Annotated in this window: 17 protein-coding genes; 5 read left to right on the top strand and 12 right to left on the bottom strand. The window is 69.8% G+C overall.

Translation table 11 applies throughout. The features are described 5' to 3' along the window. The first annotated feature begins 17 nt into the window (after positions 1-17). On the top strand, positions 18-1076 hold the full coding sequence (locus BM109_RS07655; protein ID WP_093341841.1) for a DUF72 domain-containing protein: 1059 nt from the start codon (positions 18-20) through the stop codon (positions 1074-1076). 1 nt (position 1077) lies between these two features. Here BM109_RS07655 and BM109_RS07650 read toward each other — a convergent pair whose 3' ends face one another. After that, a complete protein-coding gene (locus BM109_RS07650; protein WP_093341840.1) occupies positions 1078-1560 on the bottom strand; it encodes a RidA family protein in 483 nt (160 codons plus the stop codon). A 187-nt stretch (positions 1561-1747) separates the two neighbouring features. On the opposite strand from BM109_RS07650, the gene BM109_RS07645 reads away from it, so the two are divergent. Then, positions 1748-2365 (top strand): DUF2726 domain-containing protein, encoded by a 618-nt coding sequence (locus tag BM109_RS07645; RefSeq protein ID WP_093341838.1) that lies wholly within the window; start codon positions 1748-1750, stop codon positions 2363-2365. Here the strand turns inward: BM109_RS07645 and BM109_RS07640 are convergent. Genes BM109_RS07640 through BM109_RS07615 form a run of 6 tightly spaced genes read right to left on the bottom strand, consistent with a single transcriptional unit; the run spans position 2344 to position 6789 of the window. Further along, positions 2344-2664: a non-heme iron oxygenase ferredoxin subunit gene (locus BM109_RS07640; RefSeq protein WP_093341836.1), complete on the bottom strand. Its 321-nt coding sequence runs from the start codon at positions 2662-2664 to the stop codon at positions 2344-2346. The two genes, BM109_RS07645 and BM109_RS07640, sit on opposite strands and share 22 nt — an antisense overlap. Before the next feature lie 29 nt (positions 2665-2693). Next, positions 2694-3659 (bottom strand): Bug family tripartite tricarboxylate transporter substrate binding protein, encoded by a 966-nt coding sequence (locus tag BM109_RS07635; protein WP_093341834.1) that lies wholly within the window; start codon positions 3657-3659, stop codon positions 2694-2696. Beyond that, positions 3656-4024, bottom strand: coding sequence for a chorismate mutase (locus BM109_RS07630; protein WP_093341832.1), 369 nt, complete (start codon positions 4022-4024; stop codon positions 3656-3658). The genes BM109_RS07635 and BM109_RS07630 overlap by 4 nt, the downstream gene beginning before the upstream one ends. A 3-nt stretch (positions 4025-4027) precedes the next feature. Beyond that, complete coding sequence (locus BM109_RS07625; RefSeq protein ID WP_093341831.1) at positions 4028-4510, bottom strand: aromatic-ring-hydroxylating dioxygenase subunit beta; 483 nt, start codon at positions 4508-4510, stop codon at positions 4028-4030. After that, on the bottom strand, positions 4507-5766 hold the full coding sequence (locus BM109_RS07620) for an aromatic ring-hydroxylating dioxygenase subunit alpha (protein WP_093341829.1): 1260 nt from the start codon (positions 5764-5766) through the stop codon (positions 4507-4509). The genes BM109_RS07625 and BM109_RS07620 overlap by 4 nt, the downstream gene beginning before the upstream one ends. A gap of 30 nt (positions 5767-5796) precedes the next feature. After that, positions 5797-6789, bottom strand: coding sequence for a 2Fe-2S iron-sulfur cluster-binding protein (locus BM109_RS07615; RefSeq protein WP_093341827.1), 993 nt, complete (start codon positions 6787-6789; stop codon positions 5797-5799). Positions 6790-6917: 128 nt separating this feature from the next. Between BM109_RS07615 and BM109_RS07610 the strand changes: the two genes are divergently transcribed. Then, a complete protein-coding gene (locus BM109_RS07610) occupies positions 6918-7832 on the top strand; it encodes a LysR family transcriptional regulator (protein WP_093341826.1) in 915 nt (304 codons plus the stop codon). A gap of 55 nt (positions 7833-7887) precedes the next feature. After that, positions 7888-8703, top strand: coding sequence for an AraC family transcriptional regulator (locus BM109_RS07605; protein WP_093341824.1), 816 nt, complete (start codon positions 7888-7890; stop codon positions 8701-8703). On the opposite strand, the gene BM109_RS07600 is transcribed toward BM109_RS07605, so the two are convergent. Continuing rightward, positions 8704-9597 (bottom strand): NAD(P)-dependent oxidoreductase, encoded by an 894-nt coding sequence (locus BM109_RS07600; RefSeq protein WP_256222417.1) that lies wholly within the window; start codon positions 9595-9597, stop codon positions 8704-8706. Between the two features lie 221 nt (positions 9598-9818). Here BM109_RS07600 and BM109_RS07595 point away from each other — a divergent pair, with 221 nt between their 5' ends. Continuing rightward, the gene (locus tag BM109_RS07595; RefSeq protein ID WP_177239272.1) at positions 9819-10478 is read left to right on the top strand and encodes an outer membrane beta-barrel protein; all 660 of its coding nucleotides are present in this window, start codon (positions 9819-9821) and stop codon (positions 10476-10478) included. Positions 10479-10486: 8 nt separating this feature from the next. Here BM109_RS07595 and BM109_RS07590 read toward each other — a convergent pair whose 3' ends face one another. From BM109_RS07590 to BM109_RS07575, 4 genes are all read right to left on the bottom strand, one after another. Beyond that, complete coding sequence (locus BM109_RS07590) at positions 10487-11143, bottom strand: 2'-5' RNA ligase family protein (protein WP_093341821.1); 657 nt, start codon at positions 11141-11143, stop codon at positions 10487-10489. A gap of 176 nt (positions 11144-11319) precedes the next feature. Continuing rightward, positions 11320-11928, bottom strand: a complete 609-nt coding sequence (locus BM109_RS07585) for a nitroreductase family protein (RefSeq protein ID WP_093341820.1) — start codon at positions 11926-11928, stop codon at positions 11320-11322. A gap of 218 nt (positions 11929-12146) precedes the next feature. Continuing rightward, on the bottom strand, positions 12147-13001 hold the full coding sequence (locus BM109_RS07580) for a nucleotidyl transferase AbiEii/AbiGii toxin family protein (RefSeq protein ID WP_093341818.1): 855 nt from the start codon (positions 12999-13001) through the stop codon (positions 12147-12149). Beyond that, positions 12998-13621 carry a type IV toxin-antitoxin system AbiEi family antitoxin domain-containing protein gene (locus BM109_RS07575; protein WP_093341816.1) on the bottom strand — a complete coding sequence of 208 codons (624 nt, stop codon included), beginning with the start codon at positions 13619-13621 and terminating at the stop codon, positions 12998-13000. Before BM109_RS07575 ends, BM109_RS07580 begins: the two co-directional genes overlap by 4 nt. Between the last annotated feature and the right edge of the window lie 48 nt (positions 13622-13669).

The following is a 13669-nucleotide window of genomic DNA, read 5'->3' as shown; positions in this document are numbered from 1 at the left end:
CCCGAGGCATCAGTGCAATGCAGGACCATCTTTTCCCCGACCTCCCCGGATCTCCCCCTTCGGCGCCTCTCGCGCCCGCGGCCGAGGCGCCGGCCCCGAAGAAATCGCGCGGCGGCACCGTGCAGCCGGCACCGGCCGATCCCGCGCTGGTCGACCTCGCGCTGCAGCTGCCGCCGCAGCTGCGCTTCGGCGGCTCGTCGTGGAACTACCCGGGCTGGGCCGGCCTCGTGTGGGACGGCGAGTACGCCGAGGCCGTGCTGTCGAAGAACGGCCTCGCGGCCTATGGCCAGCATCCGCTGTTCCGCACCGTGAGCCTGGACCGCAACTTCTACCGCGCGCTCACCGCGAGCCAGTACGCGCGCTACGCGGCGATGGTGCCCGACGACTTCCGCTTCGTGGTGAAGGCGCCGAGCGTGGTGACCGATGCCACGGTGCGCGACGAGAGCGGCCGCGGCACGCAGATCAATCCGGCCTTCCTCAGCGCCGACCTCGCGGTGCGCGAGTTCGCCGAACCCGCGCTGCAAGGCCTGGGCCACCGCATCGGCGCGCTGGTGTTCCAGCTGAGCCCGCTGCCGCGGCCCGTGCTGGCCGATGTGCCGCTGCTGCTCGAGCGCCTCGCCGCGATGATCGCCGCGCTGCCGGCGCTCACGCCGACCGCGCCCGACGCGGTGGTCGCGGTCGAGGTGCGCGACCCGCAGCTCATGACGCCCGAGTTCGCCGCCATGCTGCGCAGCGTGGGCGCCACCTGGTGCCTGGGCCTGCACGCGAAGATGCCGCCGATCGAGGACCAGCTGCCGATGCTGCGCGCGCTGTGGCCGCGCCCGCTGGTGTGCCGCTGGAACCTGCACCGGCGCCACGGCCGCTACGGCTACGAGGACGCCGAGAAGCTCTACGGCCCGTTCGACAAGATCGTCGACCCCGATCCCGAGACGCGCCAGGCGCTGGCGCGCGTGATCGCGGGCACGGTGAAGGCCGGGCAGAACGCCTTCGTCACCGTGAGCAACAACGCCGAGGGCTGCGCGCCGCGCACCGTGGCGACCCTGGCGCAGGAAGTGGCGGACCTGCTGCTGCGCTGAATCAGTCGACCGCCACGGTCATCTCGACCTCGACCGTCGCATTCTTCGGCAGCGCATAGACGCCGACCGCCGTGCGCACATGCACGCCCGCGTCGCCGAACACCTCGTGCAGCAGGTCCGAGGCCGCGTCGGCCACCTCGCTGTGCTGCGTGAAGTCGGCGCTGCATTGCACGAACACGCCCACGCGCAGCACCTGGCGCACCGCGTCGAGCGAGCCGAGCTCGCGGCGCAGGATCGCGAGCGCGCGCAGCGCGCAGATCTGCGCGCCCTCGCGTGCCTGCTCGAGCGACACGGTATCGCCCGCGCGGCCCGTGACCATCACCGTGGTGCCCACGCGCGGCACCTGCCCGCTGATGTAGACGGTCTGGCCGTCGCGCACGGCCGACGCATAGTGGCCGCCGACGCGGATCTCGCCCTCGAAGCTGTGGCCGAGCGCGGCGGCGATGCGGTCGGCGGTCTGTTGGCGATGGGCGGAGGCGGTCATGGGCGGAATTTCCAGCGGAAAGAAAAGGCGCCATCTTCGCCGCACCGGTGCGCCGCGAACAGATACAGAGCGCGCGAAATGCAGCCGCAACAGAGGCCGCGCGCAAGCCCTGGTCCGAGGCTTCGAGGGGCTTGCCAAGGCCCTCGCTTTCACTCGTGCGAGACTCGCCGCTGAAGGAGAGTTACAGATGAATACATTTCTATTCGTGGTCGTTCTGGCGACCCTCGCCCTGCTCCTGTTCGTGCTGATCGCCCAGAAGCGCAACGACAGCCGCGGCGGTTTCGTCGAACGCCCGCGCCCGCGCGCGCCGCTCAACGAACGCCAGCAGGCCATGTACCACCGCCTGGTGCAGACGCTGCCCGACCTCGTGGTGCTGCCGCAGGTGAGCTTCGGCGCCCTGCTCACGGCGCGCACCCGCGCCGCGCGCAGCGGCTTCGGCCGCAAGATCGCCGACTTCGTCATCTGCGACCGCAACTTCGAGGTGGTGGCCGTGGTCGGCCTCGACGAGAAGGCCGGCCGCAAGGAGCGCGCGCTGCGCGAGGCCCACGACGCGCTGCTGGTCGATGCCGGCTACCGCGTGCTGCGCTATGCGCGCGTGCCCGACGTGGGCCGCGTCGAGGCCGACTTCGATCCCTCGCTGGCCACGCCACGGCTGCAGCTCGGCCCGCGCTTCCTCGAGGCGATGGCGCTCGAGCGGCCGGCCTTCAAGGCCTCAACGCACCAGTGGCATCCGTCGAAGGCCAGGCGCCGGCGCCGCGAGCGAGCGCGCGAGCTGCCCGCCGATCAGCCCTCGAACGCGAGGTAGACCCGCCCGCCCTCGATCTTCACCGGGTAGCTGCGCAGGTCCTCGGTGAGCGGCGCGCACATCGCCTTGCCGCTGCGCACGTCGAAGCGGCCCTGGTGCAGCGGGCACTCGATCTCGTGGCCCTCGAGGAAGCCGTCGCACAGCCGCGCATGGCCGTGGGTGCAGATGTTGTCGGTGGCATGGATGCCGTCCTCGGTGCCGTAGAGCGCGATGTCGCGGCCCTGCACGTCGATGCCGATCACGTCGTCGGCGGGGACGTCGTCCACCGCCGCGGCGTCGATCCAGGTGATCGTGGTCATGTTCTTTTCCTTCGTGGCGTGGGTGGCTGTCAGTCGGGCTTGAGGCCCGTGCGCTCGATCACCGGCTTCCAGCGCCGCAGTTCCTCGCCCATGAACTTCGCCAGCGCCTCGGGCGTGCTGCCCACCGGATCGAAGTACGCGGTCTGCAGGCGCTTGAGCACCTCGGGGTCTTTGAGCACCGCGGCGATCTCGCGGCTCATGCGCTGCACGATCGCATCGGGCGTGCCCTTGGGCGCCATGTAGGCGAACCACGGCACGGCCTGGATGTCGGGCAGGCCCGATTCGCGCAGCGTCGGCAGCTCGGGCAGCAGCGCCGAGCGCTCGGCCGAGGTCACGGCGATGGCCTTGAGCCGGCCGGCCTTGGCCTGTGGCATCACCGACACCGGCGGCAGGCAGGCGAACTGCACGTCGCCCTGGATGATCGCGGTGACGGCCTGGCCCGAGGACGCATAGGGAATGTGGACCGCGAAGGACTGGGTCTTCAGCTTGATGAGCTCCACGCCCAGGTGCGAGATCGAGCCGTTGCCGGTCGAGGCGAAGTTGAACTGGCCGGGGTTGCGCTTCATCGCGTCGAGCCAGCCCTTGACCGAGTCGACGTTCATGCCGTTCGACACCGCGCACACATTGGGCGTGGTGGCCGCGAGCGACACCGGCACCAGGTCCTTGAACGGGTCGTACGGCAGGTTCTTGTAGAGGATGGTGTTGTAGACCAGCGGCGCATTGACCGACAGCAGGAAGGTGTAGCCGTCGGGCGCGGCCTTCGAGGCCTGGTCGGTGCCGCTGTTGCCGCCCGCGCCGGGCTTGTTCTCCACGATCAGCGGCTGGCCGATGCGCGAGGCGAGCTTGTCGTTGACGATGCGCGCGAGGATGTCGGGCGAGGCGCCGGCGGCGAAGGGCACGATCACGCGCACGGGACGCTGCGGCCAGTCCTGGGCCTGGGCCTGGCCCGTGATGGCGATGGCGGCCGTGGCCGCGAGCACGAACAGGGTCTTCATGGCCGCGCCTCCACGTCCACCATGCCCAGGTGGTCCTGCTGCTCGCGCGCGATGAAGCCCGCGATCAATGCGCGATAGGCGGCTTCCACCACCTCGGGATAGGCGCCCTCCTGCTCGGCCAGCGCCCTCACCTTGGCTATCACCTCCTGCTGGCGCTGCGGCGCCGAGACCTGGAAGGCATCGCGCTTGAAGCGCGCCGCGTCCTTCACGTAGCGGCCGCGCTCGGCCAGCAGCGCGACGATCCTGCGGTCGAGCGCGTCGATGTTCTCGCGCACCTCGGCGAGGTTGGCGCACAGCGGCCGGTAGGCCGGGTCGGTGAAGCGGCGCAGCGGCGCGCCGTGGGTCTCGGGTTCTTTGTCCTGCATGGCTCAGATCGGATAGATGATGGAATTCGGGATCATTTCGCTGTCGAACACGCACAGGCGCGACGCGAACTTCAGGCCTTCGGGCGTGGGCACCACGCGGTCGATGTAGCGGCCCACGTTGAACACGGTCGAGGGCCCGTCGAGCTTGGTGCGGAACACCGCGTAGTTGGCCTCGCTGTGGATGGCGCCGTCGTCGTCGACGCCGTGCACCACCGGCAGCCCGACCACGTGGCGCTGGTAGTACGGGTCGTGGAACAGCGTCTCCTGGATGCCGTAGACGCGGTCCTCGAGCATGCCGCGGCTCTCGAAGGACAGCGTGGCCAGCGGCAGGCCGCGCTCGTGGTTCTCGCGCGGCTGCAGCCGGTAGCTGCACTGCTCGGTGAAGAAGGCCGGCCACAGGCTCCACTGGCCCGAATCGACCGCATGGGCGTAGGCCGCGTAGAGCCGCGCCAGCTCGAGGTAGGCGGCGGGGTCGAGCTGCTTCATGCGGCCTCCATCACTTCGCGCCAGTAGCGGTACATGCCGCGGATCAGCGTCTCGGTCACCATGTGGTCGGTGTTCTCGACCTCGCGCCCGCCGAGCTCGGCCAGCGTGCGGTGGTAGGGCTTCTGCTCGAAGCCCTGCTGCGAGAACTCGATCACCTCGCCGTCGTCGGCCGATACGAAGCCCGCCGGCCCGAACAGGTTGGCCTGGCGCAGGCGGCGCTGCGTCATCTCCTCGCTGTCGTCCTCGAAGCCGAAATGGGTCCAGACGAAATCGAAGGCATCGTGGCCCACGGGCTGGATGTGGCGCGTCGACACGCTGTTGACCTGCTGCTGCAGGATCAGGCTCGGGAACAGCGTCATCATCACCGCGGTCGGCCCGCCCCACCAGGGCTCGGGCACGATGTCGAGGAAGCGCGGGTCCTTGAGCTGCATGCTCTCCTTGAAACTGGCGACCTGCGTCACCTGCGCGGCCTTGCCCGCGCTGCCGCGCGTGGAGATCATCGCGGCGTGGCGCCCGCGCGCATCCATCTTGAGCTCCGACTTGTTGTCGGCGCGCCAGAGCCCGAAGGTCACGAACCAGGTATGGAGCAGGCCCGGGTGGTACGGGTCCTTGATGTTCTCCTGCATCAGCTTCCAGTTGCCGGGGATGCGCTGGCGGCTGTAGCCGAGGATGGTGAGCTTGCGGCCATCGAACAGCCGGTCGAAGTAGCGCAGGATCTCGGGGCCGAGGAAGTCTTCGAAGGACTCGATGTCGTGGTCGAAGGAGGCGAACACCACGCCGCCGCGCCGCGCGACCTTGAGCTTGTTGAGGCCGTTCTCCTCGAGCTTGAAGTCCCCCGGCATGCCGCCGTTGACCTTGCCGTCCTGCTTCACGCCGCGGCGGAACGGCACGCCCTGCAGGTCGCCCTTGAGCGAGTAGTTCCACTGGTGGTAGGGGCAGACGAAGTCCTTGCGGTTGCCCTGGCGCTCGCGGCAGAACTGCATGCCGCGGTGCGCGCAGACGTTCTCCACCACGTGGATCTCGCCTTCCATGTCGCGCACCAGGATCACCGAGCGCTCGCCGACGGCGGTGCGCTTGAAGTCGCCGGGGTTCGGGATCTCGGCCTCGAGGCCGACATAGCACCAGTGCTTCTCGTAGAAGAAGCGCTGCAGCTCCTTCCTGTGCAGTTCCTCGTCGGTGTAGGCCTTGAACGGGATGCGGCTGGTCTGCTCGTTCTCCCAGCGCAGCTCGATCGGGAACACGGCTTGCGTTGTCATCGCGGGTCTCCTTGTCTTTCCGGCAATTCTTCAGGTGCCTTGCAGGTAGAAGGCATCGGCATGGATCTGCTCGGGCGCGAGGCCGCGGCCGCGCACCAGTTGCGTCACGGCCTCGACCATCGGCGGCGAGCCGCAGAGGTAGGCGCGCCAGCCCCCGAGGCTGCCGGGCCAGTCGGCGCGTATCGCGTCGGTGATCAGGCCCAGGCGCTGGCCGGCCTCGGCCGGGCCGGCGACCACCACCACCTGCACCGTCAGGCGCGGATGCAGCGCCTGCAGTTCGCGCAGCTCGGCGAGGCCATAGACGTCGGCCCCCGAGCGCACGCCGAGGTAGAGGTGGATCGATTGCTGCGTGAGCCCGGCCTCGATGGCGCCGCGCACGATCGACAGGATCGGCGCCAGCCCGGTGCCGCCGGCCGCACAGAGCATCGACCCGCGGTGCTTCGTGCGCAGGTACGCGGTGCCCAGCGGACCGCTGACGCGCACCGCGTCGCCCACGCGCAGCTGCTCGAACACATGCGCGGTGACACGGCCGCCGGGCACGCGGCGCACATGGAACTCGAGTTCGTCGTCGCGGCCGAGGCCCGCCATCGAGTACGGCCGCGCGAGTCCCGGCGCGAACTGCAGTTGCGCGTACTGGCCGGGCGAGAACTCGAGCGGCTTGTTGGGCTTGAGGCGCAGGCGGCGGATGTCGTGGGTCAGCGTCTCGATACCGGTGACCGTGGCCTTGAGCACCCGCGCCGGATGCACCACCACCTCGTCGGGCTCGGGGATCTCGATCGCGCAGCTCTCGGTCAGCGTGGCCTGGCAGGCCAGCACGTAGCGCTCGCCCTGACCGTCGGGACGGATGGCATCCTGGCCCGCGTCGAGCACCTGGCCCGACATCAGCTTGCAGCGGCAGGTGCCGCAGCGCCCGGCCATGCAGCTGTACGACACCGGCACATGGTGCTCGCGCAGCACCTCGAGCAGGTTCGCGCCGGGGCGGACCTCGAGCGTGCGGGCCAGGGGGTGGATGTGCAGGTCCATCGGATGTTCTTCTCGTGGGCGGGCGCGGTGCGCCGGTTGTCTCGGGGACGGATGATGCGCGGCCGTCGCCGATTGACCAATAGAATTCCGTGAATCCTCTTCATCACCCAAATGAATAAAGGTCCGGCATGCAGCTCAAGGACATCGACCTCAACCTGTTGCTCGTGTTCGACCGCATGCTGGCCGAGAAACGCGTGTCGGCCGTGGCCGCGTCGCTGGGCCTGTCGCAGCCCGCGATCAGCAACGCGCTCGCGCGGCTGCGCAAGCTGCTGGGCGACGAGCTGTTCCTGCGCACCGCGCGCGGCATGGAGCCCACGCCCTTCGCGCTGCAGTTGGCCGAGCCGGTGGCCTATGCGATGGGCGCGCTGCACACCGCGCTCAACCAGCAGGTGGTGTTCGACCCGGCCACCAGCACGCGCGCCTTCGCGCTCGCGATGACCGACATCGGCGAGATCTACTTCACGCCGAAGCTGATGGCCGCGCTGTCGGCGGTTGCACCGGGCGTGACCATCAGCACCGTGCGCAACAACACCGCGACCAACCTGCGCGAGGAGCTCGAGGCCGGCCATGTCGACCTGGCGATCGGGCTGCTGCCGCAACTCAAGTCGGGCGTGTTCCAGCGCCGGCTGTTCCGCCAGCGCTATGTGTGCCTGTTCGCCGGCAGCCATCCGCTCGCGAAGAAGCGCAGCGTGTCGCTCAAGGATTTCGTCGCGGCCGACCACGTGCTGGTGCAGGCCGCGGGCACCGGCCATGGCAAGGCCGACGACGTGATGGCCGCGCAGGGCATCCAGCGGCGCATCCGGCTGCGCGTGCCGCACTTCGTGGCCATCGGCCACATCCTGCGTTCGGGCGACATGATCGCCACCGTGCCCGAGCGGCTCGCGCAGAGCATCGCCGAGCCCTTCGGGCTGGTGTGGCGCCCGCACCCGGTGGCGCTGCCGCAGATCGCGATCAACCTGTTCTGGCACGCCAAGCTGCACCGCGATCCGGGCAACCAGTGGCTGCGCGGCCTGTTGTTCGACCAGTTCGCCGACGGCGACTGAGCACGGTCTTCGGGTTCGGCGTACAAACACGGCCATCGCCCCTTTCCGCATCACGATGGCGCCCTCCCCCCGCATCCGGATCGCTCCCGGCACCGAAGGCATCGAACGCCTCGAGGCCCATCTGCACGGCCAGGCCTTCTCGCCGCACCGCCACGACACCTATGCGATCGGCATCACGCTCGCGGGCGTGCAGCGCTTTCGCTACCGCGGCACGCAGCAGCAGTGCCTGCCGGGCCAGTGCCACGTGCTGCACCCCGACGAGCTGCACGACGGCGGCGCGGGCACCGACGACGGCTTCGGCTACCGCATCCTCTACGTCGACCCGGCGCTGGTGCAGCGCGCGCTGCACGGCAAGCCGCTGCCCTTCGTGGCGCAGCCGGTGCTCGATGCGGCGCGGCTGCGAGCCCTCGGCACGGGCCTGCGCACCGCGCGCGAGCTCTGGGACTTCGACGCCGCGATCGACGACGAGGTGCTGCGCACCGAGTTCGCGGTCGCGGTGGCGCAACTGCTGGCCAACGCCGCCACCGGGCAACCCCAGGCACCCGGCTCGCTCGAACTCGCGGGCCTCACGCGCGTGCGCGACCACATCGCCGCCACGCCGACCGAGCGCCCCGCGATGGCGGCGCTCGAACGCCTGGCCGGGCTCGACCGCTGGTCGCTCGCGCGCCAGTTCCGCGCGGCCTTCGGCACCAGCCCGAGCCGCTTCCGCACCTTGCGCCAGCTCGACGCGGTGCGCCAACTGCTGCGGCGCGGCAGCTCGCTGGCCGATGCGGCCGATGCAGCCGGCTTCGCCGACCAGAGCCACATGTCGCGCCAGTTCAAGCAGGCCTACGGCCTCACGCCCGCGCGCTGGAGCGCGGCGCTGGGCTGATCAGCGCGCGTCGGCGTCGGTGCGCGCCTCGATCGCGCGCACCACGGCCGCCATGTCGAGCGCGCCCAGGCCCAGCGCCTGCGTCTCGCCATAGAGCGCATGGCAGGCATCGAGCAGCGGCGAGGCCACGCCGGCCGCGCGCGCCGCCTCGGCCACCAGCCGATTGTTCTTGAGCACGTCGGTGATCGAGGCCTGCACCTCGAAGTCCTGCGCGAGCAGCTTCTGCGCCTTCATGCGCGACACGGCGCTGGCCATCGGCCCGGCCTCGAGCACCGACACCAGCTTGCGCGTGTCGAGCCCGTGGCGGTCGGCGAAATGGAAGGCCTCCGCAAGGCCAGTGACCATGGTGATCAGGAACAGGTTGACCGAGAGCTTCATCAGCAGCGCCTGCGGCACCGGGCCGCAGACCACGGTCTCGTGGCACATCGGCTTGAGCAGCGGCCGCAGCGCTTCCACCGCGTCCGCGTCGCCGGCCAGCATCGCCACCAGTTGCCCGGCCTCGGCCGGCTTGCGCGAACCCGAGACCGGCGCCTCGACATAGCGCCCGCCCGCGGCACGGACCTCGTCGGCCAGCGCCTGCGAATACGCGGCCGAGGTGGTGCCCATGTGGACGATGGTGCGCCCCGCCACGTTGTCCGCGAAGGCCGGCGTGCCGCGGCCCAGCGCTTCGTCGATCGCCTCGCCGTGGGCCAGCATCAGGATCGCGATGCGCGTGCGGCGCAGCACCTGCGCGGGCGTGTCGGCGACCTGCGCGCCGGCTTCGCGCAAGGGCTCGGCGCGCGCGGGCGAGCGGTTCCACACGACGAGCGGCGTGCCCGCGCGCGCGAGGTTGAGCGCCATGGGCTGGCCCATGACGCCGAGTCCGATGAATCCGAGGGGTCCGATGTCAGTCAACCGTGTCTCCGTGAATGCATGAATGGATGGGGGAATGGCGTGGCACCTTAGCCCTCGGTGTACGCGGCGTCTTGAAGCTTTGTGCAGCGGGCACCTTCACGAAGCCTTCAGGGGAGGCGCAGCCTTTCTTCAGGCTCGGTTTCGAGAATGAACGCAACCACCGCCGCACCGCGTGCCGCCGTTGGCTCCCTTCTTTTTCATCCCACTTTTCCAGGCATTCCATGCATTCGAACCCCGCCTCGCTTCCGAAGACCTCGTCCCTGCGCACCGCCCTCCTCCTGTCCGCCCTGCTGCTGGGCGCCGCCGCGTCGATGAAGGCCGGCGCCGCCGAATACGGCAAGGAACCCACGCGCCTGTACGTCGGTGGTGCCATCGGCCGCTCGAGCTACAGCCTGCCCTCGTCCTCGCGCGTGCCCGTGCCCTGGGGCGGCGAGAAGAACAGCAAGAGCGGCACCGCGTTCAAGGTCTATGGCGGCTACCGCTTCACCGACACCTTCGGCGTGGAAGGCGGCTATGCGCGGCTGGGCCGCGTGAAGCAGTGGAACACCAGCTACAGCGTGTTCGGCGCGAACTCGGTGCTCGAAAACGGCACCGGCCAGGTGTTCTACGCGGCCGCCACCGCGCGGCTGCCGCTGGGCGAATCCTTCGCGCTCAACGGCCGGCTTGGCGTGGCGCACGGCCGGGTCTCGGCCGGCAACAGCCACCGCCTGTTCGGCGGCGAGAGCATCGGCGGCAACGGCACGGGCCTCATGGCCGGCTTCGGCGCCGAGTACGCGGTGACGCGCAATCTCTCGATCACCGCCGACTACGACTACTTCGGCAAGGTCTCGAAGCACGCCAAGGCCGGCCTGCTGACCGTGGGCGTGCGCGCGAACTTCTGACGCCGGCGTCAGCCCGGCAGCGCCCAGCGGCCCAGCACCTCGTGCACGCCCTCGGCGCGCCGGCTGTCGATCAGCGCGAAGCTCGCGGCGGTCCAGCGCACCGGTTCGACCGTGGCCGGCTCCATCGCGCCGCGCATGTACGACAGCGTGAGGTGCGGCGTGAAGGCGCGCTTGGGCGCGAAGCCCGCATCGGCCAGCACCTCGCCCAGGCGCTGCCTGAAGGCCGCGAGCGCGGCCACCTCGGCGTCCTCGCCGCCGAGCAGCACGCAGACGCCCTTGGCGAAGCGCATCGCGCTGTCGAACGCCACCTCGAAGCGCGGCAGGTGCAGCCGCGAGGCGGCCGCGATCGCGAGCTCGACCTTGTCGCGCGGCAACTCGTCGTGCTCACCCAGGTCATGCAGCGTGACGTGCAGCCGGTCGGGCTCCACATGCATGGCGCGGAGGTCTCGTTCCGCGTGCCATTGCGCGCTCCAGGCCGCGATGCGCGCGGCATCTTCCTCGCCGGGATGGATCGCGAAGAACAACACATGCGCCGGCGGCGGCTTGCGCGGCGCGCGTTCGCCAGGGGTGGCGCGGGCTCGCGTGCGCAGCGGTGGCGGCGGTGCGTCGATGCCGGGCAGCAGCAGTTGCTGTTCGCTCGCGGGGGCGGTGCGGCGGGACTTCATGCGCGTCGGCCCTCGTGCGGGGACGTGGGCGCGCGGCGGCGGGTGTGGCGGATGGCGGCAGTCAAGCGTGGGGGCGCGTGCGGTGGCGGTCGAGGACCGCACGGCGGATGGCATTCGTTGGGGGGCTGAATGGTACAGATGCCCGGCGCGATCCGGGACCGCCGTGCGAAGAAATTTCAGCGCGCCGCGTCGACCGCCGGGCCCGTCCATTCGCGCACGAAGGACTCGGGCGCACGGCGCTCGGGCGCGCGCGTCGCCTCCTTCGCCGTACCGACGTAGAGGAAGCCCAGCAGCCGGTCCGCCTCGCCCAGGCCCAGCGCGCGCTGCACCCGCGGGTCGTAGCTGTTGAGCCCCGTGGCCCAGAAGCCGCCATAGCCCAGCAGGTGCAGCGCATTGAGCATGTTCATCGCGGCGGCGCCGACCGCCAGCACCTGCTCGGACTCGGGGATCTTGTGCGGCGCCAGCACGCGCGCGCAGAGCGCGATCAGCAGCGGCGCGGCCATCGCCTTGTTGCGGAAGCGCTCGCCGTCTTCTTCGGGATCGCGCTGGCGCGCGGCTCGTGCGAACACTTCGCCGAGGGCGATGCGGGCATCGCCGCGGATGGCGATGAAGCGCCAGGGTTGCAGCTGGCCGTGGTCGGGGGCGCGCAAGGCGGCCTGGAACACCAGGTCGAGGTCCTGCGCCGAGGGTGCGGGGTCGGTCAGCGGCCAGGGGGAATGGCGTTGCAGCAGCAGGTCGAGGGCTTCGCGCTGGCTCGAGCGAAGCGTGGAGGTATCCGGGTGCATCTCGGCGTCCTTTGACTTTGAAACGAGGGGCCGCCCGCGCGCCGATGGCGGATGCTGAAGGTTTCAGTGGCGGGCTGGCTCGCGGCGGGTGCGAGGTGGCTGGCATCGGCGCTTCGCGCGGGACCGCGGGAGCGCTGCACCATCGTTCGACGGGGCGACGAACAGGCGGTCATCGTATCGGCGGCGCATTGTCCGCGTGCGGGGTGCGTGTAAGCGCGCTACCCCGAACGACCGACGCCGACTCTTCGCAGTCGCTCGCTCAGCAACGCCACGACCGCGTCCAGGGACAACGACGCAAGCCGATTTTTCTTCAGGAAGGCGGCCCATTGCCTCTGTTTGGCCGAATCGGTGGCGAATGCGCTGGTCAGCCCGACCGGCAAGGACGCAGGCCACGGCGTCTGGCGGCGCGCGAAGGTTGCCTCGATCGCGCGCCGCAGTTCGCCATCGTCCAGTTCGTCCTCGTGCAACAGAACCCAGAGATCGAAATAGTCCTTCATGCGGCTGTTGGCCATCCCGAGCAGGCACAGCGCCTGGAGCTTCTCCGCCACCACGGTGTACTTGGGATAGGCGCGCAGTCGGGGCGCGGGCAGATCCTCCAGCAGCACCGGATAGCTCACCGACTCCGCGGCGGGCGTCACCGCGTCACCGAAACCGATGTCGACCTGGAGCGTGATCCGCGCGCCGTCGAGATGCGCAAGCAGGTCGATCCGCACCCCGCCATAGCCGGTGTCCTTGCGTATCTCGCCACCCTTGATGCTGGAGAGATCGAACACGATGCCGTCATCCACGGGGATCGCGCATATCTCATGGAACGCCCCGACCATAGAGTCGATGTCGTTCGGCCCGAACCCAAGGAGGTCGGCATCGCGTGTCGCTCGGTGGGGCACGTCGTACCACAGAGAGAAAAGCAAGGCCCCCTTGAGAAGGAAATTGGGCGCATGGCTGGAGACCGACAAGCGATAGAGCCATCGCTCCAGGCCATAGTGCGTCAGCGTCAGATTGAAATCCTGCTTCGAGGCATCCGACTTCTGCTTGAGCCGTGCACGCAGGGAGGCAGCGAGGTTGCGGCTCATGTGCCGAGGCTTTCCATGTACGGCCGCATCACGTTGGCCACCCGGTCCACCGTCGCGTAGTGCCAGAGCCGGTCCATCGACAGCTTGCGCTGTCGCCATCCGTCCTGGAGCGCTTCGATGGCCACGTCCAGACCGATCTTGTTGCGGAACTTGAAGCAGTCGGCCACCGTCTTTTCGGCATCGAAGACCGGCACGTCCACGCCGTCGATCGAGCGGTACGCGACGCCTTCGGCCAGGGCCGCGCCCGACATCCGCACGATGCGCAATGCGGGTTGGTCGAGGCGAGGGTTCGGCATGTTGGGCGGAACCGCCAGCCAGACTTCGAAGGGCGCCTGGGTTCCGATCTCGTGCACGCGCAGGGCCGACAGCAGGCAGACGACGCCCCGATCGACCCGGATCGAAGCCTCGGCCAGCGAGTGATGCTCGCTGGAAGCATGACCCGGCAGGCCATAGACCCCTCGGGCCACCCGCTCCAGCCGGCCCGCATGCACCAGGCGGCTGAGCACGACGGAAGGCAGCCCGTGCGCGACCACATCGCGTGCGCGCAGCAGCGGCGTTGCCCTGGCCAGGGCTAGAACGGCCGCCTCCTGCGGTGCGATGAGGGTTGACGGCGCCTTCATGGTGGTGTTGCAATATAGAGGAAAAAATAAAGAATCGCATAAGTATTG

The organism is Variovorax sp. PDC80 (genome assembly GCF_900115375.1).
GTDB lineage: Bacteria > Pseudomonadota > Gammaproteobacteria > Burkholderiales > Burkholderiaceae_C > Variovorax.
Note: the sequence above shows the minus strand (reverse complement) of the source record. Positions and strands in the feature narration are given on the sequence as shown.

Bases quoted from the DNA above. Each gene is read 5' to 3' on its own strand.
- BM109_RS07640 (WP_093341836.1), bottom strand. From the start codon at position 2,664: ATGACCACGATCACCTGGATCGACGCCGCGGCGGTGGACGACGTCCCC.
- BM109_RS07575 (WP_093341816.1), bottom strand. From the start codon at position 13,621: ATGAAGGCGCCGTCAACCCTCATCGCACCGCAGGAGGCGGCCGTTCTA.
- BM109_RS07595 (WP_177239272.1), top strand. From the start codon at position 9,819: ATGCATTCGAACCCCGCCTCGCTTCCGAAGACCTCGTCCCTGCGCACC.
- BM109_RS07650 (WP_093341840.1), bottom strand. From the start codon at position 1,560: ATGACCGCCTCCGCCCATCGCCAACAGACCGCCGACCGCATCGCCGCC.
- BM109_RS07590 (WP_093341821.1), bottom strand. From the start codon at position 11,143: ATGAAGTCCCGCCGCACCGCCCCCGCGAGCGAACAGCAACTGCTGCTG.
- BM109_RS07580 (WP_093341818.1), bottom strand. From the start codon at position 13,001: ATGAGCCGCAACCTCGCTGCCTCCCTGCGTGCACGGCTCAAGCAGAAG.
- BM109_RS07655 (WP_093341841.1), top strand. From the start codon at position 18: ATGCAGGACCATCTTTTCCCCGACCTCCCCGGATCTCCCCCTTCGGCG.
- BM109_RS07635 (WP_093341834.1), bottom strand. From the start codon at position 3,659: ATGAAGACCCTGTTCGTGCTCGCGGCCACGGCCGCCATCGCCATCACG.
- BM109_RS07615 (WP_093341827.1), bottom strand. From the start codon at position 6,789: ATGGACCTGCACATCCACCCCCTGGCCCGCACGCTCGAGGTCCGCCCC.
- BM109_RS07630 (WP_093341832.1), bottom strand. From the start codon at position 4,024: ATGCAGGACAAAGAACCCGAGACCCACGGCGCGCCGCTGCGCCGCTTC.
- BM109_RS07625 (WP_093341831.1), bottom strand. From the start codon at position 4,510: ATGAAGCAGCTCGACCCCGCCGCCTACCTCGAGCTGGCGCGGCTCTAC.
- BM109_RS07585 (WP_093341820.1), bottom strand. From the start codon at position 11,928: ATGCACCCGGATACCTCCACGCTTCGCTCGAGCCAGCGCGAAGCCCTC.
- BM109_RS07620 (WP_093341829.1), bottom strand. From the start codon at position 5,766: ATGACAACGCAAGCCGTGTTCCCGATCGAGCTGCGCTGGGAGAACGAG.
- BM109_RS07610 (WP_093341826.1), top strand. From the start codon at position 6,918: ATGCAGCTCAAGGACATCGACCTCAACCTGTTGCTCGTGTTCGACCGC.
- BM109_RS07605 (WP_093341824.1), top strand. From the start codon at position 7,888: ATGGCGCCCTCCCCCCGCATCCGGATCGCTCCCGGCACCGAAGGCATC.
- BM109_RS07645 (WP_093341838.1), top strand. From the start codon at position 1,748: ATGAATACATTTCTATTCGTGGTCGTTCTGGCGACCCTCGCCCTGCTC.